We start from the raw sequence: 18,909 nt of genomic DNA on the forward strand, positions 1-18,909 counted from the left end.
CGTCGACGGTGGCGCGGTCCACGCGCGGGAGCCGCTCCCGCCGGCGCACACCTCAGGCCGTGCGGACGCGGCGCAGATAGGCGTCGCGGGAGGGACGCAGGTGGTCGCGGCAGATGTCGGCGAGGAGATCGGTGTCGCCGGCGCGCAGAGCGTCCACCATGGTCCAGTGCTCCTCCTGGGCCCGGCGCAGGGACTCGGGGTCGGTGATGGTGATGGACCGGATCACGTGGGTCATGCGTGCGTAGCGGTCGATCGCCTCCACCAGTGCGTCGTTGTCGGCCAGAGAGAACAGGTGCCGGTGGAAGGCGAGGTTCGCCTGGAGGACACCCCGCGCGTCGCCACCGCCGACCGCGGCGTCGTGGCGGTGCTGGATCTCGACGAGTTCGGCGAGCCGCGCGCGCGGAACCGGCAGGGAGACGCGACGCGCGCAACTCACCTCCAGCACCTCCCGGAGGTCGTAGAGGTCGCGCACCTCCTTCTCGCCGTACGCGGCGACGTACGCGCCGGCGTGGGGTTTACGGCGCACGAGCCCCCGGTTGTGCAGCTCCTGGAGCGCCGCGCGTACCACGTGCCGTTTGACGTCGAACTGTTCCATCAGCTCGTCCTCCACCAGTCGCTCCCGGGGGAAGCGGCGGCCGAGCACGATGTCCTCCTCGAGGAGGTCGGCGAGTGGCGCTCCGCCGGAAACGGACGCGGTGGTGTGGGCCGGGGAGGTTGGTTCGGGCACAGCGGCTTGTCTCCGATCGCCGTCCGTTGACGTGGTGCGACACCCACGGTACTTGCGGCCCCGTGGGCCGTTGTGATTCCCTCGCGATGAAATCGATGAAATTATCAATAATGAGGTCGATGATGGGTGATCGGGCACGCCCGCTGGGTCTGCGGGGAAACCTCACCAACTACGGAGATTCCGAGTTCGCGCTGTTCCTGCGTACGGCCTTCATCAAGGGCGCGGGTTACACCGACGACGCGCTCGACCGCACCGTGGTGGGCATCGTCAACACCGGCAGCGGGTTCAACCCCTGCCACGGCACCATGCCGCAACTCGTGGACGCGGTGAAACGCGGCGTCATGCTGGCCGGAGGCCTTCCGGTGGAGTTCCCCACCATCTCACTGCACGAGAGCTTCGCCCAGCCCACCAGCATGTACCTGCGCAACCTGATGTCGATGGACACCGAGGAGATGATCCGGGCCCTCCCGGTCGACGCGGTGGTGCTCATCGGAGGTTGTGACAAGACGGTTCCCGCCCAGCTCATGGGTGCCGCGTCCGCGGGTGTTCCCGCGGTCCAGCTCGTCACCGGATCCATGCTCACCGGGTCGTACCGAGGGCGTCAGGTGGGTGCCTGCACCGACTGTCGGGCCTACTGGGGCCGGTACCGCGGTGGCGAGATCGACGACGCCGAGATCGCCGAGGTCAACCAGCAGCTCGTCAGCAGCATGGGAACGTGTTCGGTCGCCGGTACGGCGAGCACCATGGCCTGCGTCGCCGAGGCCCTGGGAGTCGCCCTCCCCGGCAGCGCGACCCCACCCGCTGTCACCGCCGACCGTACCCGGGTGGCCGAACGCACCGGACGCCGCGCGACGGAACTCGCCCGCGAGGGGTTGGCCATCGGCGACGTCCTCACCGAAGCGGCGTTCGAGAACGCCCTTACGGTGCTGCTCGCCCTCGGCGGTTCGACCAACGGGATCGTCCACCTGGCCGCGGTCGCCGGGCGGCTCGGCTACACCCTCGACCTGGACCGGTTCGACGCGATGAGCGAACGAACCCCCGTCCTGGTCGACCTCAAGCCCGCCGGCGACCACTACATGGAGGACCTCCACCGCGCGGGCGGCGTCCCCCGACTGCTCCACGAACTCCGGGACCTGCTCGACCTCGACGCCCTCACCGTTACCGGCCGCACGCTCGGGGAGGAACTCGACGACGCGCCACCCCCCTTTGACCAGGACGTCATCCGCCCTCGCGCCAATCCCGTCTATCCGGCCGGAAGCATCGCCGTGCTGCACGGCAACCTCGCGCCCAACGGCGCCATCATCAAACGGGCGGCGGCCTCCCAGGAGCTCCTGGAACACCGGGGGCGTGCCGTGGTGTTCCGCGACGCGGCCGACCTGGCCGCGCGGATCGACGACGACGCGCTGGACGTCTCCTCCGACGACGTTCTGGTCCTGCAACGGATCGGCCCGTTGGGCGGTCCCGGCATGCCCGAGGCGGGGTATCTCCCGATCCCGTCCCGACTCGCGCGACAGGGAGTCCGCGACATGGTGCGTGTCTCCGACGGACGCATGTCGGGAACCGCGTCGGGAACCATCGTGCTGCACGTCTCCCCCGAGGCCGCCGCGGGCGGCGCGCTCGCGCAGGTACGCACCGGCGACATGATCCGGCTCAGCGTCGCCGAACGGCGGATCGACGTGGAGGTCTCCACCGACGAACTCGAACGACGGGCCGCCGAGGCGGACACGGCGGACGCGGAGGCCGTGTCCCGACCGGGGCGGGGCTATGGACGACTCTTCGCCGAACAGGTCACCCAGGCCGAGGACGGTGTGGACTTCGCGTTCCTCCGCGCCGAGGACTACCGGGGGGTGATCCCCCGAGCCTGAGAGGCATCCAGAGCCGTCGTGGAAAGGCCACACCAAGGAGCCGATGAATAAGTGACCGGCCGGGAGTCCCGTGACGGACGACCCTTCCCCCGCCCCACCACCGGTCTATATGTAGGCGTCCACCGAGGACAGTCGGGGTGCCCCGAGGGCGACACGCCCGGTGTGATGTGGTGCGGCCAACGGGCAGCCCTGCGGTCGGTGCTGATCGTTTCTGGCCATGGCAGTGGGTCGGTCGTGGATCGACCCGCGCGGGTCGGAGCTCGGGCACGGCTGGGGTCGGCACGCGGGAACGAGCCCACGTCGTCGCGGTCTGCGCGGCGGTAACCGTTGGTGTGGGTGTCGGTCACCCGGCCATCCCTTGGGTCCGGTCCGGGTGTTTCGGAGGGACGGCCGATGACAGGAACCCGAAGCCGGGGCGCGGCGCACACATCCAGGTTCGACTGCCGGCAGTGTCGGAGGCACCATGTTGGCACGTGTGGGGGTGTGATGACTACCTATTCATGGGGGTTTGTGGTCGGTGATGTGCTGGGGCACCATCGCTGGGTGCATGGCCTTCCGCCACATGGGGCGGATCGGGATTTGGTGTTCGTGTCGGAGCGGTTGGTTTCGGCCGCTGTACGGTGCGCCGATGGGCCTGCGTTCGGTGAGGTGAAAGTGCGGATCGTTGTGGCGGGTTCGGACGCGCGCGGGTCGTGCGGTGGTCCCGGACATCGGAGCTCGGACATCTCACCGTGATCGGCGTTGGTCTACCGGGCTGTATGGCGCTCGAAGCGGCCCTGTGACATCGCCCTTTTGGAGGTGACAGGGGCAGCTCGCGCGGTCATCGCGTGGGTGTCGGTCACCCAGCCACCTCCCCGGACCGATCTGGGCGTTCCGCAAGGCTGGTCGGTGTCGGGTATCCGACGCCGGGGGGGGCACATGCGCATATCCCGCGTTCGCCTGTCGGCCAATGTCGGGAGCGCCGTGTGTGGGTGACAGAGCCAGCCGGCGTGGTCGTCGTGTGCGCGTCGGGCCCCCGGCCACCTCCAGGATCGGGCCGGGTGGGCCCGCCGGTGGAATCGCCGCACGGGCCATGGGCGGTCCGCGCATCGGGTCGGCACCAGGCCGCACCGTGGCGATCCCACCGACGCTCGGCACCCGCCTTCCGGTGCGTCCGCTCGCGCCGTGTGCCCGATCAGTCGGGTTCGGGTGGGGCGGTGCCGGGCCTTCCGGCCAGGTGTCGGCGGACCCGCGACGCCACGGTCAGCGGAGGGACACCGAGGGCGTCGGCGGCCGCGACCACGTCGTCGTGCTCGGGTTTCGCGTGCCAGGGGCCGTGCTTGACCCGCACGGGGTGGCCGCCGACGTCGACCGTCGTCACCCGGCGCGGCACGGCTCTGCGGAGCGTGGGCGAGCGCCGGATACCCAGACTGCCGGTGTGGCGCAGGACCAGCTCCTCCAGCATCGCCGCCTCCGTCTCCCGGCACAGGACGTGCACGACGTGCGCGGGCCGGTTCTTCTTCATGACCGCCGGGGTGATCCACGCGTCGGCGGCCCCGGCGTCCATCGCGGCCCCGACGAGGTGTCCCAGCACCTCCCCGGTGGCGTCGTCCACGTTGGTCTCCAGCACCACGAGTTCCTCAGCCGGGGGAATCCGGTCCGTGGCGGTCTCGAGGAGTGTCGCCTGCAGGACGTTGGGGCGGTCGGGGAGGTCCCGCGTGCCCGCGCCGTAGCCCGTCTCCCCCACGACCCCGGCCGGGAACGGCCCGTAGGTGGTGTCGATCGCGGTCAGCAGCGCCGCCCCCGTCGGGGTGACCGTCTCGGCCGGGACGTCGATTCCGACCACGCTCGCTCCGCGGAGCAGCGCCATCGTGGCGGGCGCGGGCGCCGGCAGCCAGCCGTGCTGGGTGGACACCCGGCCCTGCCCGAGACCCACCGGTGCCGAGACGACGCGCTCGACCCCCAACAGGTGCATCGCCGCGGCGGAACCGACGATGTCCACGATCGTGTCCAGTCCGCCGAGCTCGTGGAGATGGACGTGGTCGGGATCGGTCCCGTGGAGGCGGGCTTCCACCTCGGCGACGGCTCGCAGCGCGCGTTGGGCGGTCAGGGCGACGGAATCGACGTCGACCCGTGCCGCGTGGGCGATGAGCTCCGCGGCCGTGCGTGACGTGGCGGTGTCGTCCTCGACCTCGACGCGGGCGGCGGTGGCCATGATTCCGTGCTTGGCGACGCGGTCCTGGGTCAGCCGCCAGCCCCGGACGCCGGTGCTCGCGAGGATCCGCCGTACGTCGTCCAGTGGCGCCCCCAGGTCCAGCAGGGCTCCGAGCAGCATGTCGCCGGAGACGCCGGCGCTGGGATTGAGATGGAGGATCACCGGCGGGCCTCTCCGCTTCCGTGGCGGGCGGTGCTGGACTCCACGGTGGTCGCGAGTCGGTGGGCCGCCATCGCGGCACCGAAGCCGGAGTCGATGTTGACCACGGTCAGCCCCGCGGCGCAGGTGCTCATCATGGCCAGCAACGCGGTCACCCCCTCCAGGGCGGCACCGTAGCCGGAGGACACGGGCACGGCGATCACCGGGACGGCGACCAGGCCCGCGATGACGCTGGCCAGCCCGCCCTCCATTCCGGCCACCACGACCACGGCGTCGTATGTCGCGATCTCCGCGGCGCAGTCCAGTGTTCGGTGTATACCGGCCACACCGACGTCGTGGAACGTCGCCACCGTCAGGCCGACCGCGCGGGCGACGCCGGCGGCCTCGGCGGCGACCCGCGTGTCGGCCGTGCCCGCGCTGACCACCGCGAGACGGAACGACCGTGGCGAGGCGTCTCTCCAGCGCAACAGCCGGGCCTCTGGGTCGTGGGTGGCTCCAGGGAGTGCCCGGGCGACGGTGTCCGCGTCTGGGGTCGGGATCCTGGTGACCAGAACCGGGCCGCGGGACTGGCGTAGCAGTTCCGCCACGATGGCGATGATCTGGTCGGTTTCCTTGCCGGGCGCGTAGACACACTCGGCGACACCCTGGCGCTCCTCGCGGGCGGTGTCGACCCGGGCGAACCCGAGGTTGGTGTACCCCTCGCCGCCGCTCGTCACTGGGTTCCTCCGGTGGTGACCTCGACGAGTGGCAGGACGGCGTTCATCCGGCCGCTGGACAGTCCGCCCAGGTCGAGGGAACAGAAGGTGAACCCGCTGGCCCGGACCCGCGCGTCGAGTTCCCCGCGCAGGGTGGCGGCGCGTTCGACCTGGTGCGCGGGCACCTCGATCCGGGCGACGGTGCCCTGGGAGTGGGCTCGGACGCGTAGGTCGGAGAAGCCCAGGGCACGAACGGCCTCCTCCGCGGCCTCGATCCGGGCGAGAACGTCGGGGGTGACGGTCTCTCCGTAGGCGACACGGGAGGCGAGGCAGGGCGCGGCCGGTTTCGTCGCGGTGCGCAGCCCCAGCTCGTGGCTGACGTTCCGCACCGTGGCCTTGTCGAAGCCGGCGTCCACGAGGGGACTCAGCACACCACGCTCTCCGGCGGCGCGTTGCCCCGGACGGTGGTCCCCCAGATCGTCGAGATTGGTCCCCAACGCCACCGACGCGCCCGAGAGGCGGGCGATGGGTGCCAGGGCGTCGAACAGGGCACTCTTGCAGTGGTAGCAGCGGTCACCGGCGTTGGCCCGGTACTCGGGGCGGTTGGCCTCGTCCGTGCGGACCTCCACGTGCGCGATGGCGTGCTCGGTGGTGAAAGTACGCGCGTCACCTCGCTCCCGCGCAGCCAGGCTCGGCGACACGGCGGTCACGGCGAGTGCCCCGTCACCGAGCTCCCGTGCCGCCACGAAGGCGAGCAGGGCTGAGTCCACTCCGCCCGAGTAGGCGACGATGAGGCGCCTCTCCGCGGCGAGCCGGGCGCGGAGACGTTCCAGTGGTGTCGTCGGCATGGGTCCCTCCCCTTCGTGCGTGGTCAGACCAGGTATGCGAGGTCCGGGATGCTGACATCCAGCGCGTCCGCCGTCGCCGCGATCTCGGCGCGAACCTCCGGAGCCAGGTCGAGACCCGCCTCGAGGTTCTCCGCCGCGCGAACGGCCTCGGGTTCTCCCGGGAGGTAGACGCGGGAGTGGTCCGTGGCCGGCCGGAGAGCCGTCACCTCCTCGGCGACGCCCGCCATGCGGTCGGCGAACTCCCCCGGTGCGGTGAACAGGTCGGGGTTCATCGCGAGGAAGAAGTGGCCCACGTCCTGCTCGGTGTGGGGGTTGTCGTACAGCGGCGGGATGTGAGGGCCGTAGTTGGCCCCCGACAGCACACCCGAGAGGATGTCGACCAGCAGGGCCAGGCCCGAGCCTTTGGCGCCGCCGAGCGGGAGCATGGTCCCCTGGACACCCGCTGCGGGGTCCTGGGTAGGGGATCCGGAAGCGTCCAGGGCCCACCCGATGGGGATCGGTTCCCCCTTCTTGTCCGCGAGGATGATCTTGCCGCGGGCCACCGTGCTGGTCGCCATGTCGAACACGATGTTGGGCCGCTCACCGGCGACGGGAACGGCGTAGGACAGCGGGTTGGTGCCGAAGAACGGGGCGGCGGCGCCCCACGGCGCCATCGTGGGGGGCGCGCTGGTCGTGGCGAGAGCGATGAGGCCCCGGTCCGCCGCGGCACTGGTGTAGTAGGCGAGCATGCCGCAGTGGTTGGATCGGTGAACCGCGACGGCTCCCATCCCACTGGCCTTCGCCTTGTCGATGGCGGTTTCCATGGCGGCGCGGGCGACGACGATCCCGGGGCCGTTGCCCCCGTCGAGCCGAGCGCTCACGGGCGTCTCCGCCTCGGTGCGCATGGTGGGGCGGGGGTCGACGAGGCCGGAGCGGACGCGTTCGACGTAGACGGCCGTGCGGCTGACCCCGTGGGAGGACACCCCGCGGAGCTCGGCCTGGACGAGGTGGTCCGCCGTCGTCGCGGCTCCCTCTTCGGACAGCCCGGCGGCGGTGAAGATCCGTGTCACCACGTTGCGCAGGGGGTTGACGGCGACACGGGAGTTGTCAGACATGCTCACATCCGTTCTCGGTGAGTTTCTCGGTGATCCAGGCGCGGTCCCACCGGTCGCCGGTGATCGCCTCGGGCACGGTGTCCTCGTGTCGGCGCAGCGCGTCCGCGTCCCGCTCGACGCTTTCGGCGTCGCCCTGGGGGACCACGACGACTCCGTCCGCGTCGCCGAGGATCAGGTCGCCGGGGAGGACGGCCTCCCCACCGCAACCGATCGGTGTGTTGATCTCTCCGGGGCCGTCCTTGTAGGGGCCGTTGGGGTTGAGCCCACGGGCGAACACGGGCAGGCCGAGGGCGTTCAGGTCCTCGACGTCGCGCACGGCGCCGTCGACGACGATTCCGGCGATGCCCCGATGGGACGCGTAGCGTGCCATCAGTCCACCGATGATGGCGTGGGCGCTCCCGCCGCAGGCGTCGACGACGAGCACGTCCCCCGGCTCCGCGAGGTCCAGCGCGCGGTGCACCATCAGATTGTCCGAAGGGCGGGTGCGGACGGTGATCGCGATGCCGGCCAGGTAGCGGCCGCTGATGCGGTGGAGCCCGCGGAGCGTTCCGAACCGTGCCATCACGTCGACGACGTTGGGGGTGGGGGTCTGCGCGTCCCGGAAGCGACGGATCACGTCCGGGGGGACCGTGGACTTCGGCCGGGCGAGGACACGGTTGCCGACGCCCATCACGCCGCCACCGCTCCGGCCGCGTCGAAGCGGAGGCCGGGCGTGGACTCCAGGATCGTGATCTCCTCCCGGTCCCGGATCTCGGGCAGTAGGGCCGTGGAGATCCATAGCGTTTCCAGGTGCAGCGTGTTGTCGATCATCGCCATTCGGATCGTGTTCTCCTCACCGGGTTGGGGTTTGAGCATCCGGGCCATGGCGGCCACGAGGGCGGAGTCGGAGGGGAACGTCATGGGCACCGCCGCGCGTTGTGGTCCGCCGCTGGTCAGACAGTTCAGGTAGGTGCTCTCGCGGTCGAGTTTGGCGACGAGCCGTTCTGTGGTGAAGTCGGCGAGGCCGACCCCGGTGGCGTTGCCGTGCGAGCCGGCGTCCAGGTCGAGGACCCCGAGGGCGCGGATGGCGGGGACCGCCGGTTCGTCCATGCCCTCCAACCGGAGACGTCCGATGACGTTGGTGTCCATCCCGGATCCGCTGTATGCCTTGCCCATCGATCGGACGATGAGGGCGTCGAGACGGTCCACGGGCAGCCGCGGGAGGAGCCGCCGGGCGCGGTCCAGCAGGCGCTCCTCGTGGTGGCGCAGCTCGGCGGCCGGGATCGCCTCGATCACCGCCGGGTGCTCGTGGGCGTCCTGCACGATGGCGATGCCGCCGACCACCGGGAGGCGGTCCAGGACCGTTGTGGCGATGGAGTCGATCGCCTCGACCATGTGGTGCCACCCCAGCCGGTGCACCATGGACGCGCCGTGCGCCCTTCCCGCCCCGACGGTCAGCATCTTCAACAGCCCGCTCTCGTGCGGGCCGTGGAACGAGGTGTGGGGTTTGATCCGGTTGACCGGGATGATCATGTCCGCCTCGGCGGCTTCTCGGGCGAACCGGACCGGCAGGCCGGCACGGGGGCCGGTGGTCTCCCCGAGGTGCGCGACCTCGTCGGAGCAGCTAATGGGTGCTCCCGTGGCTTCCTCCGTGATGCCCAGGGAGGTGAGGATGTCGCGCTGTCCCTGTGCGGTGCCACCGCCGTGGCTGCCCATGGCGGAGAACAGGAAGGGCGATCCGCCGGCGTCACGGACCGCGCGCACCACTCCGCGGAGGAGCTGTGGGATGCCGTGTATGCCGCGGCTTCCCGCCGTGATCGCGACCCGCGCGCCGGCCAGCGCACCGTGTTCGTCGAGGAGACAGCGGGTCTGGCGAAACGTGGTCTCCTCGGGGTCCTCGAGTGCGAACGACGGCAGGGTGCGGCGAATCCTGTGCATCGGGACGTGGTGCAGAACGGAGCTGGTCCTGGTTGTCATGGGGTCACCTCTGGGCGTGGTCCCGATTCGGAGTCCTCCGTGGGGAGCCGACGGCGCATCCACCGCGCGAGTAGCGGCGCCGTCAGCGACAGGAGGATGAGGAGCATCAAGACGATGGTCAGTGGGCGGGAGAAGTAGTAGCCGAGCAGGTCGCCCTGGGCCATCACCGCCGACTGCCGGAGCCCCTTCTCGGCGATGCTGCCCAGGATGAGCCCGAGCACGATGGGCGCCGGAGGCATACCGACCTTGCGCAGGACGTATCCGATCACGCCGAACACCAGCATCACCCATACGTCGGCGATGCTGTTGTTCACCGCGTAGGTTCCGACGACGCACAGCGCGACGATGACGGGCACGAGGACACGGATCGGTGCCCGGGTGGCGAGCACGAAGTAGCGTGCGCCGGCCAGGGCGAACGCGCCGATCAGGATGTTGGCCAGCAGGAAGCCGAACATGATGGCGTAGGTGATGTCACCCTGTTCGGTGAACAGGGCCCCGCCGGGCTGCAGGCCGTGGATGAGGAGGCCGCCGAAGATGACGGCGGTCGCGGAGCTGCCGGGAATCCCCAGTGTCAGCATGGGGACCATCGACCCACCGGTGACGCCGCTGTTGCAGGTCTCGGCGCCCGCCACACCCTTGAGTGACCCCTTGCCGAACTCCTCTCGGTCCTTGCCGCGGGAGAAGCGTTTGGCCTCGTTGTAGCCGATCCAGCTCCCGATGTCGCCGCCGGCGCCCGGAAGCAGTCCGACGAACACGCCGATCCCGGAGGAGCGGCCGATCGTGCCACCCAGGCGGCGCAGTTCCCGCAGCGTCGGCATCGCTCGTCCCGTGACACTGCTCCGGGTCGGCGCGGTCGACGTCGATCTTCCCTCGGCGAGGATGAGGACCTGGGACAGCGAGAAGAGGCCGATCAACGCGGGTACGAGCGCGATGCCTGACTGCAGTGCGGTCGTGCCGAAGGTGAAGCGTGGATACCCGGTCAGGATATCGATCCCGACCGTGGCGACCAGCAGGCCGATCGCGCCGGCCGCGAATCCCTTGAGCAACGACCCGGCGGAGAGGCTCCCGATGATCAGCAGTCCGAAGATCGCGATCAGGAAGTACTCCGAGGCGGCGAAGGCGAGGGAGACCTGGGCGAGTGGCGGTGCGATCAGCAGTAGGGCGAAGGCGCTCACCAGGCCGCCGCTCATCGACGCGATCGCGGAGACGGCCAGCGCCTTGGCCCCCTTACCCCGCAAGGTGAGTTGGTAGCCGTCCAGAGCGGTGGCCGCGGCGGCGGGGGTGCCGGGGGTGTTGATCAGGATCGCCGAGATGGATCCGCCGTAGGTCGCGGCGGCGTAGATCGCGACGAGCATGGAGATGCCGGCGACCGGGTCCATCCCGAAGGTCACCGGGACCAGCAGTGCGATGCCCATCGTCCCACTGAGGCCGGGCAGCGCGCCGATGATGATGCCGCCGACGACACCGGCGGTGATCGCGAGCAGGACCTCCCACGTGAACAGGTTGTCCAGGGCGCCGTAGAGAATCTCGGTGTTCACGGTCACCCCCTAACCGAACAACAGCCCGGTGGGCAACGGGACGCTGAGCTGGGCCACGAACAGCAGGTAGACCAGCCCGGACAGTACGACGGTGACGCCGGTGAAGACGCGCCAGTCGCGCACGCCGCCGAACCACAGGTGTGCGACGAGGTAGAGCGCGGTCGCGGGGAAGAAGCCGACGAGACTCAGCAGCCCGACGTAGGCCGTCACGATCACGATGGTCCACGCGGGACGGGACAGGGTCGCACGGCTCCACTCCGTAGAGGACTCCGGTGCCTCCGAGGAGTCCGCTCTGGCGCGCGCCGCGCGTAGCCCGCGCACGGCGATGGCGACGCCGAGCCCCAGCAACAGCGCGAGGACGGCCCACGGCCAGGCGGCGGCCTCCGCGGACAGGGGGATCGTGTACAGGAGGAACACGGTGGCGAGGGCGACGAGTGAGAGGCCGAGAACGGCGTCGGGAGATCGGAGGGACGATAAGCGCCTTTTCGGTCCTGACTGGAGGGACATGCGTCGACCTACCCCCTTGGGAGTGCGTGGCGGACGGGCCGGGCGTGCTGATGTCGGAGTATGGGCCGGTGGCTCATGGGGCGCCGCCCCAGATGTAGGTCTCGCCGAGGCGGCGGGCCGTGCGGTCGTCTCTGGTGACCATGTCGGCGTACTCGTCCGGCGGGAGGTAGTCGACTTCCAGACCCTGCGTGGCGAGCTGCTCGATGTGATCCGGATGTTCCACGGCCGCCCGGCACGCGTCCACCAACGTGGCCGTGACCTCCGGGTCCAGGCCGGCGGGGGCGGCGATGCCACGGGAAGACCAGGAGGCCACGTCGGTGAAGCCGGCCTCGGTGAGCGTGGGAACGTCTTCCAGGTACGGTGACCGTTCCGCGTCGTCCTTCATGACCGCGATCACCCGGATCTCCCCGGCGTCGTGTTGGGCCTTGACCTCGCCGACGTTGGCGAAGACGGCGTCGACGTTGCCGCCGAGGAGGTCGGAGATGCTGTCGGCGGCCCCCTCGTTGTGGAGAACCGTGAATCGTGTGTCGAATCTGTCGCTGAGTTGGAGCGAGGCGAAGTGGTCGTCGCTGCCCACGCCGGTGGACGTCACGATCAGTTCGTGTTCCATGGCGTGTTCCATGAAGCCGGTGATGTCGTCGAACCGGTCGTCGGAGGGACTGACCGCGATCGCGCCGTAGTCGGTGACCTGGTTCCCGATCAGGGTGAACGACTCCGGCCCGACGTCGGTGCGTCCCAGGCGCGGGTCCAGGTAGCCGGTCATGAAGTTGGGCGTGTTGATGAACCCGATCGTGTAGCCGTCGGGATCCGCGTTTACGAGATCGTTCCACCCCACCCACCCGCCTCCCCCGGGGAGGTTGATGATCTGGACTTCTCCGTCAAGCGCCTCCTCCAGGAAGGGCTGGAGGACGCGTGCGCCGACATCGGTTCCGCCCCCCGGCTCGTAGGCGACGATCATCTGGATGGGGCGGGTGGGGAACGCTCCGGTTCCCCCGCCCAGGCCACAGGCCGAGAGGGTCGGAGCGCCGGCCGCCGCCAGGCCGAGCGCGGAGAGCCGAAGAAACGCGCGACGCCCGATTGGTCGGTTACCGCCATGGGGAATTTCCGTTGTTTTTGGCATGAAAGAATACCGCCTCCCCGAGGCTCGACATTCTTCGAACGGGTGAGTGCTGAATGTATGGGGTTGTTGGCGCGCGGGGCCCGGGGGGTTACCTTCCTGGGGCGTCGGCTTCCTGTCGCTGCGCGAGGAACTTGCGCATGGTTTCCTCACCTGCTCTGAGGTGCGCGAGCAACGCTTCGCGGGCGACCGGAAGGTCGTGCGCCTCGATCGCGACGCAAATATCCTGGTGTTCGTTGACTACTTCTCGCATTCGACCTTCGTATCCCGGGGCGAGGAAGTGTCGAATTCGGTTGATATGTTTCTCGGTCTGTTCGTAGAAGCGGATGAGTCGCGAGTTGTCGCTCAGTGCGACAATGCGTTTGTGGAATGCGTGGTCCCGCGCGAGGTACTCCTCGTACGGTCCGGGTGGGCCGGGGGTGGGGGCACGGTCGAAGAAGGTGGACAGCTCCTCGACGACCTCTTCCTCCCACGTCTCGGCCAGACGATCCAGGCCGAGGGGCTCCACCAGGCGACGCACCTCGAACAGTTCGGCGACGTCCCCGAGGGCGAAGCCGGCCACCGCATAGCGTCCCCGCCGGCGGTCCACCAGACCCGCCGCCTCCAGGCTCTGCATCGCGTCACGGATGGGGGTCCTGCTGACGCCCAACGCCTCGGAGAGGTGTCGGTCAACGAGTGGGGTCCCTGGGGGAAGGTCCCCATGGATGATCGCGCTCTCGATGGCCTCGTACGCGGACTCACTCATCCGGAGGTTCCGCAGGGGTCCGTGGGCCCGCATGGGGGCTAGCGCATCCATGTGACGCACGGTACATTGCCTCCGAAAAGTCAACAAGGGTATTTGGTATACCAAATACCGGAAGATGTCCCTCGAGAAGACGAACCCGCCGCACCGGCAGGGTGACCCCGCCTCCACCGCCCACGGCCCCGTGGGTCGGTCAGCCCAGACGCCAGCCCACTCCCCCAGTCGTCCAGCGATGGCTTCACAGTCGTCCGCTGGCCCGGGTTTCCTCCAGGGAGGACGATGCGCATGGACGATCCGCCCTCCCCTCGCGCGACGGATCCGGGTGCTGGTCGGACGACTCCGCCCCCGACGAGCACGCTCACACCCCGTTCGACCTCAGGGCCGTGGCCGTGGACGACCGGGGCACGGTGGGAGCCGGGTGAGCCCGAGCCATGTTCCGTGAGAATCGCTCTTCGCGAGAAGAGAGAACGTACGAGAAAGGTACGCACCGCATGCGCCTTGCCACTATCCGCACCGAGTCCGGCGAGCGTCGGCCCGTCGTGGTCGACCCGAAACGCGGAACCGTCGCAGTGTCCGATCTCATCGACGCCGCCCCGAGCGACACCATGGCGTTGCTCGCCCCCGAGGCGTGGCGGGAACTGGAGGACCGGCTCGCCCGAGCGCCGGAGTCGGTGCCGGACCTCGGCCCCGACGCGCACTTCGTCGCGCCCTACACCCGTCCCCGCAAGCTGTGGGGCATCGGACTCAACTACGTGGACCACGCGGCCGACCTGTCCGAGGTGGTTCCCGACGAGCCCGCGTCGTTCGTCAAGGGGGACCACACCATCATCGGGCCCGGAGAGCCCATCCCACTACCCGCCCAGAGCCAGCGGGTCACCGCTGAGGGCGAACTGGGGTTGGTGATCGGTCGCTACTGCCGTGACGTCTCCGAGGACGACGCGTTGGACTACGTCGCCGGCGTCACCACGGTGTTGGACCAGACCGCCGAGGACATCCTGGAGCGTAACCCGCGTTTCCTCACGCGTTCCAAGAACTTCCCCGGGTTCTTCTCCTTCGGTCCGCACATCGTGCCGCTGTCGGAGGTGATCGCCGCGAACGGGTCGCTGTCCGAGGTCGAGGTGCAGACCGTCATCGACGGCGAGGTCCACCGCGCCAACACGGTGTCGCGGATGCGCTACTCGCCCGAGCACCTGATCAGCTTCCACAGTGCGGTGATGCCGCTCTACCCCGGGGACATCATCTCCACCGGAACCCCGGGTGCGGCACCGTTGGCGCCGGGCATGGTCGCGGAGTGCCGCGTCAGCGGAGTGGGCACGCTCCGCAATCCGGTGGTCGCCGCTCCCTGACGACGAGGTGGTACGGGGGCGGACTCTCCGATTCCCTCGTGGTTTTCTGTGGCGGCGCGAGAATCTGCCTCAGGGGGGTGGTGATCCGAAGCTGGGCGTTGTAAGTATCTCTCAGGATGTCGTGGGCACGTCCTGGGGAACTGTGGGCCGCATCGTTTCTGACCGGGCCGGTCGCGTGCGCACCCCGACACGGAGGGGATGTTCATGGGGCAGGACCGGTTCGGTGCCGGTGCGGCGGGAGGCGACGCCCACGCGCTGAGCCGACCCACACGACGGGTCGCCGTGTGGGTCGCCCTGCTCGCCGCGCTCACCGCGCTGGGGGTCGTCCTCAGCCACGCCGCCGGGGTGGGGCCGGACGAGGACTATCCACCAGCTGTGCTGCTGGTCGCGCTCGCGCCGGTGGTCGCGGCGGTCGTCGTCGCCGGGGCGTCGTCCCGGATGCGTGGCCTCGGATCCATCGTCCGCGGCGTCGGGCACTGGCGGATCGCGCCGTCGTGGTACCTGCTGGTCGTCGCGGGACCCGTCGTCCTCGTTCTCCTGACCAGTCTGATCTCCGGGGCGCTGGGTGGTCCGGTGCCCGACGAGTGGGTCCTGGCCCCCAGCGGGTTCCTCGCCGTGGGGCTCGCCGTCCCGTGGATCGTGGGGATGCTGGAGGAGATCGCCTGGCGCGGGTTCGCCCAGCCACTCCTCCAGGTGCGATTCGGCGCGCTGGGCGCGGCGGTGGTGATCGGGGCCGTGTGGGCCAGTTGGTACCAGTGGCCTCTGTTGGCTCCTGGCGGCGTCGACGGCGGGGCGCTCGCCCTCACGCTGCAGCTCTACGTTCGCCTGATCGCGACCGCGGTGATCTACGCGTGGCTGCTCAACACCACCGGCAGCCTCCTCCTGGTGATGGTCGCCCATCTCTCCCACCACGTCGCGCTCGACCTGCTGCCGGTCCCCGACGCGGTGGGCGCCGGATGGGGCGCGATCCTCGCCGCCCTCTACGCGGCGCTGGCGGCGGTCGTGGTGGGCATGACCAGCCCCCACACCCTGACGAGGGGCGGTTCACCGCCCCGACGCCCGTGAGGTGGCGTGGTCTTCGTTGCCCGTCCCCGGCCCTCCCTCACGCACCCGTCTTGCGTCGCGCCCACGCCCAGTGGTTGGCTCGGGGAATGGTGCCACCCGACGCCTTCCGTGATCAACCCACCCTGCACACGGCGCGGATCCGGCTGGAACCCCTCACGGCCGAGCACTTCGACGGGATCTGGGCGATGGTGCGGGAGCCCGAGGTGGCGCGCCTGACCGGTGCCCACCAGCCGTTCACCGAGGCCGGCATCCGGGGCTGGCTCACCACCCGCGCGGACCACCACGACCGAGCCGACTGGGCCGTCGTCCGCGTGAACGACGGCGTGGTGATCGGGGACGTCGCCTTCAACGGCTTCGACCCCGACAACGCCTCCACCGGATTCCGGATCGCCCTGGCCGGGCCGCATGTGTTCGGACACGGCTACGGGACCGAGGCGACCCGCCTCGCCGTCGACTACGCGCTGGACACCGTGGGTCTGCACCGCGTGGAGCTGGAGGTGTTCTCGTTCAACCCGCGGGCGCGGCGCGTGTACGAGAAGTGCGGCTTCGTGCGCGAAGGAGTCCGGCGCGATGCCCTGTACTGGGCGGGTGCGCGCTACGACGCCATCGTGATGGCCGTCCTGTCCACCGATCCCCGACCCCGGTGACGGCGCCACACGTCTCACGTTGACGCGGGGGCCAGCCCGTCGATCAGTGCGCGCAGGCCCCGGGCGAAGGTGGCGTCCCAGTCCGTCGCGGCCATCCTCCGGTGGGCCGCCAACGTGGGGTAACGGTCGCGTTGAGTCTGGACGTGTTCGTCGGCCGCCTTCCGAGCGTCTTTGGGCTGGGTCTGCCAGGACGCCTGCATCAGTGTGGAACCGATGACGTAGTTGGAGACGGCGTACGCGGCGTCGCTCACGCCGGTCACGGGAAGGCCGGCACGCGCGAGGACTGAGTACAGGAACTCCTCCCTCGCGAGCATGTTGGGTCCCAGCATCGGGCGGCCGAGGAGGCCCGCGGACCAGGGGTGACGAAGCAGCGCGGCGCGCCAGTCGGTCATGAATCCGCGGAGGTCCTCCGCCCAGTCCGGCCCAGGCTCGCCGGGGAGGTCGACCTCGGCGTAGACGGCGTCGAGGGCGAGGTCGAGCACGTCGTCCTTGGTGGCGACGTGGCCGTACAGAGTCGTCGACCCGGTGTCGAGGCGCTCGGCGAGACGACGCATCGTCAGCCGTTCCGCGCCCTCCTCGTCGAGCAGCGCCAGTGCCGTCTCCACGATGCGTTCCCTGGTGACCCGCTGTTTGCGTGGGCGCTCGGATCGGAGCCACACCTGCCCCGGGGACGGGGGTGGAGACGTGGCCGCGCGGTGGTCCTGTTCGGTCATGCCCGCCACTATAGTACGTTGATCGGCGACCCGATCATTGGTCGGGTTTCAGATCAATGGTCTGGAGGCTGTATGAATCATGACGCGGACCGGGGCGGGGCACGGACACCCCAACCGTCCCCGACCGACGGCTCCGACACCCCCACCGTCCCCCCGGACCCCCGGCGCTGGTGGGCCCTCGCGGTGATCGGGTTGGTGCAGCTCATGGTGGTTCTGGACGCGACCATCGTGAACATCGCGCTGCCCTCCGCGCAGGCCGACCTCGCGATCAGCGACGGCGACCGGCACTGGGTGATCACCGCGTACGTGTTGGCCCTGGGGAGTCTCCTGCTCCTCGGCGGACGCGTCGCCGACCAGATCGGTGTGCGGCGCGCCCTGCTGATCGGCCTGGTCGGGTTCGCCGCGGCGTCGATCCTCGGCGGTGCCGCCCCCACCGGGGGAATCCTCTTCGCCGCACGCGCGGGCCAGGGCGTCTCCGCGGCGCTCGTCGCTCCCGCGGCGCTCTCCCTCCTCAGCGTCCTGTTCACCGACCCTCGTGAGCGGGGGACGGCGTTCGGAATCTACGGTGCCCTCTCGGGTGGCGGAGCGGCGGTGGGTCTGCTCGCTGGAGGGCTGCTCACGGAGTACCTCGACTGGCGATGGTGCCTGTATGTGAACGTCCCGATCGCCGTGCTCGCCGCCGCGGGGGCGGTGGCCTTCGTCCGCGCCGGGACGCAGGGGCCGCGGGGGCGGGTGGACCTTCCCGGCGCGGTCCTCAGTTGTGTGGGGCTGGCGTCGATCGTGTTGGGGATCGCCCAGGCGGAGGAGCGGGGCTGGACCTCGTCCACCGTGATCGCGCTCATCGGGGTGGGGGTGATCGTGCTCCTGCTGCTCGTCGTCGTGGAGACCAGGACCGTGCGGCCGCTCGTGCCCCTTCGGGTGCTCACCCATCGAGCCCGGGGAGGGTCGTTCCTCGCCGTCGCGCTGTCCCAGGTCGCCCTGTTCGGGTTCTTCCTGTTCATGACCTACTACATGCAGGGCGTGCTGGGATACACGCCGATCCAGGCGGGGTTGGCCTTCCTGCCGTTGACGGCGGCCACGGCGGTGGGGGCGAGCGTCGTCGCGGCGCGACTGCTGCACCGGACCGGCCCGAGGGTGTTGGTCGTCTCGGGATTGCTGCTGACCGCCGGGGGGATGGGGGCGCTGACCCGGTTGAGTGCCGACGCGGACATGGTGTACCTGACGTTGCTGCTCCCCACACAGCTCGCGATCGGGCTCGGGATGGGGTTGGTGATGATGCCGGCGATGAGCACCGCCACCGCGTCGGTGGCTCCCGCGGACGCGGGCGTCGCCGCCGCCCTCGTCAACACCTCGCAGCATGTCGGTGGCGCTCTGGGTGCGGCGCTGCTCAACACCGTCGCCGCCAGCGCGACGGCCTCACTCGCCGTCGGGGGGCGCGGCACAGGGGTCGAGGCCGTGGTGCACGGCTACACCACGGGGATCGCGACGGCGGTGGCCGTTCTCCTGGCCACCGCCGTCGTCGCCTTCGTGCTGCTGCCTCGACGGCCCGGAGCGGCCCAGGGCCGGTGACCCCCGAACGCCCCCGCGGGTCGGTGACGGTCCCGTGCGGAGCCCGTGACGGGGTGTTTGGTTGTGTTTTTCCAGGATGTCCTCTGCCGGTCACGTCGTGCCCTCAGGGTGGCCGTGGCGCTGTGAC

17 protein-coding genes are annotated in these 18,909 nt (G+C 70.2%); 5 read left to right on the top strand and 12 right to left on the bottom strand.

Going from position 1 to position 18,909, the window contains the following annotated elements; all coding sequences use genetic code 11:
- Positions 1-52: 52 nt before the first annotated feature.
- Positions 53-727 (bottom strand): GntR family transcriptional regulator, encoded by a 675-nt coding sequence (locus tag J4H86_RS02065; RefSeq protein ID WP_236541504.1) that lies wholly within the window; start codon positions 725-727, stop codon positions 53-55.
- A 119-nt stretch (positions 728-846) separates the two neighbouring features.
- On the opposite strand from J4H86_RS02065, the gene J4H86_RS02070 reads away from it, so the two are divergent.
- Positions 847-2,592, top strand: coding sequence for a dihydroxy-acid dehydratase (locus J4H86_RS02070; protein ID WP_236541506.1), 1,746 nt, complete (start codon positions 847-849; stop codon positions 2,590-2,592).
- A 1,174-nt stretch (positions 2,593-3,766) separates the two neighbouring features.
- On the opposite strand, the gene larC is transcribed toward J4H86_RS02070, so the two are convergent.
- The 10 genes from larC to J4H86_RS02120 form a co-directional block, all read right to left on the bottom strand.
- Positions 3,767-4,948: a nickel pincer cofactor biosynthesis protein LarC gene (larC, locus tag J4H86_RS02075; RefSeq protein WP_236541507.1), complete on the bottom strand. Its 1,182-nt coding sequence runs from the start codon at positions 4,946-4,948 to the stop codon at positions 3,767-3,769.
- Positions 4,945-5,661, bottom strand: coding sequence for a nickel pincer cofactor biosynthesis protein LarB (larB, locus tag J4H86_RS02080; RefSeq protein ID WP_236541509.1), 717 nt, complete (start codon positions 5,659-5,661; stop codon positions 4,945-4,947). Before larB ends, larC begins: the two co-directional genes overlap by 4 nt.
- Complete coding sequence (gene larE, locus J4H86_RS02085; protein ID WP_236541510.1) at positions 5,658-6,488, bottom strand: ATP-dependent sacrificial sulfur transferase LarE; 831 nt, start codon at positions 6,486-6,488, stop codon at positions 5,658-5,660. Before larE ends, larB begins: the two co-directional genes overlap by 4 nt.
- A 23-nt stretch (positions 6,489-6,511) precedes the next feature.
- Positions 6,512-7,582 carry an Ldh family oxidoreductase gene (locus J4H86_RS02090; protein WP_236541512.1) on the bottom strand — a complete coding sequence of 357 codons (1,071 nt, stop codon included), beginning with the start codon at positions 7,580-7,582 and terminating at the stop codon, positions 6,512-6,514.
- Positions 7,575-8,252, bottom strand: a complete 678-nt coding sequence (locus J4H86_RS02095; RefSeq protein ID WP_236541513.1) for an RraA family protein — start codon at positions 8,250-8,252, stop codon at positions 7,575-7,577. The genes J4H86_RS02090 and J4H86_RS02095 overlap by 8 nt, the downstream gene beginning before the upstream one ends.
- Positions 8,252-9,538, bottom strand: coding sequence for a DUF362 domain-containing protein (locus J4H86_RS02100; RefSeq protein WP_236541515.1), 1,287 nt, complete (start codon positions 9,536-9,538; stop codon positions 8,252-8,254). Before J4H86_RS02100 ends, J4H86_RS02095 begins: the two co-directional genes overlap by 1 nt.
- Positions 9,535-11,076 (bottom strand): tripartite tricarboxylate transporter permease, encoded by a 1,542-nt coding sequence (locus J4H86_RS02105; protein WP_236541517.1) that lies wholly within the window; start codon positions 11,074-11,076, stop codon positions 9,535-9,537. Before J4H86_RS02105 ends, J4H86_RS02100 begins: the two co-directional genes overlap by 4 nt.
- 9 nt (positions 11,077-11,085) lie before the next feature.
- Complete coding sequence (locus tag J4H86_RS02110; protein ID WP_269134519.1) at positions 11,086-11,583, bottom strand: tripartite tricarboxylate transporter TctB family protein; 498 nt, start codon at positions 11,581-11,583, stop codon at positions 11,086-11,088.
- Between the two features lie 73 nt (positions 11,584-11,656).
- The gene (locus J4H86_RS02115) at positions 11,657-12,703 is read right to left on the bottom strand and encodes a tripartite tricarboxylate transporter substrate binding protein (protein WP_236541520.1); all 1,047 of its coding nucleotides are present in this window, start codon (positions 12,701-12,703) and stop codon (positions 11,657-11,659) included.
- An 88-nt stretch (positions 12,704-12,791) separates the two neighbouring features.
- Complete coding sequence (locus J4H86_RS02120; protein ID WP_236541522.1) at positions 12,792-13,445, bottom strand: GntR family transcriptional regulator; 654 nt, start codon at positions 13,443-13,445, stop codon at positions 12,792-12,794.
- Between the two features lie 488 nt (positions 13,446-13,933).
- Between J4H86_RS02120 and J4H86_RS02125 the strand changes: the two genes are divergently transcribed.
- The 3 genes from J4H86_RS02125 (at position 13,934) to J4H86_RS02135 (ending at position 16,500) form a co-directional block, all read left to right on the top strand.
- A complete protein-coding gene (locus J4H86_RS02125) occupies positions 13,934-14,788 on the top strand; it encodes a fumarylacetoacetate hydrolase family protein (protein WP_236541523.1) in 855 nt (284 codons plus the stop codon).
- A 204-nt stretch (positions 14,789-14,992) separates the two neighbouring features.
- The gene (locus J4H86_RS02130) at positions 14,993-15,853 is read left to right on the top strand and encodes a CPBP family intramembrane glutamic endopeptidase (protein ID WP_236541525.1); all 861 of its coding nucleotides are present in this window, start codon (positions 14,993-14,995) and stop codon (positions 15,851-15,853) included.
- 50 nt (positions 15,854-15,903) lie between these two features.
- Positions 15,904-16,500: a GNAT family N-acetyltransferase gene (locus J4H86_RS02135; RefSeq protein ID WP_330932478.1), complete on the top strand. Its 597-nt coding sequence runs from the start codon at positions 15,904-15,906 to the stop codon at positions 16,498-16,500.
- Between the two features lie 14 nt (positions 16,501-16,514).
- Here the strand turns inward: J4H86_RS02135 and J4H86_RS02140 are convergent, their stop codons facing one another.
- Positions 16,515-17,213, bottom strand: coding sequence for a TetR/AcrR family transcriptional regulator (locus J4H86_RS02140; protein WP_236541526.1), 699 nt, complete (start codon positions 17,211-17,213; stop codon positions 16,515-16,517).
- 72 nt (positions 17,214-17,285) lie between these two features.
- Here J4H86_RS02140 and J4H86_RS02145 point away from each other — a divergent pair, with 72 nt between their 5' ends.
- Positions 17,286-18,782: an MFS transporter gene (locus tag J4H86_RS02145; RefSeq protein WP_236541528.1), complete on the top strand. Its 1,497-nt coding sequence runs from the start codon at positions 17,286-17,288 to the stop codon at positions 18,780-18,782.
- The last annotated feature ends 127 nt before the right edge of the window (positions 18,783-18,909 follow it).

This window comes from Spiractinospora alimapuensis, from assembly GCF_018437505.1.
GTDB lineage: Bacteria > Actinomycetota > Actinomycetes > Streptosporangiales > Streptosporangiaceae > Spiractinospora > Spiractinospora alimapuensis.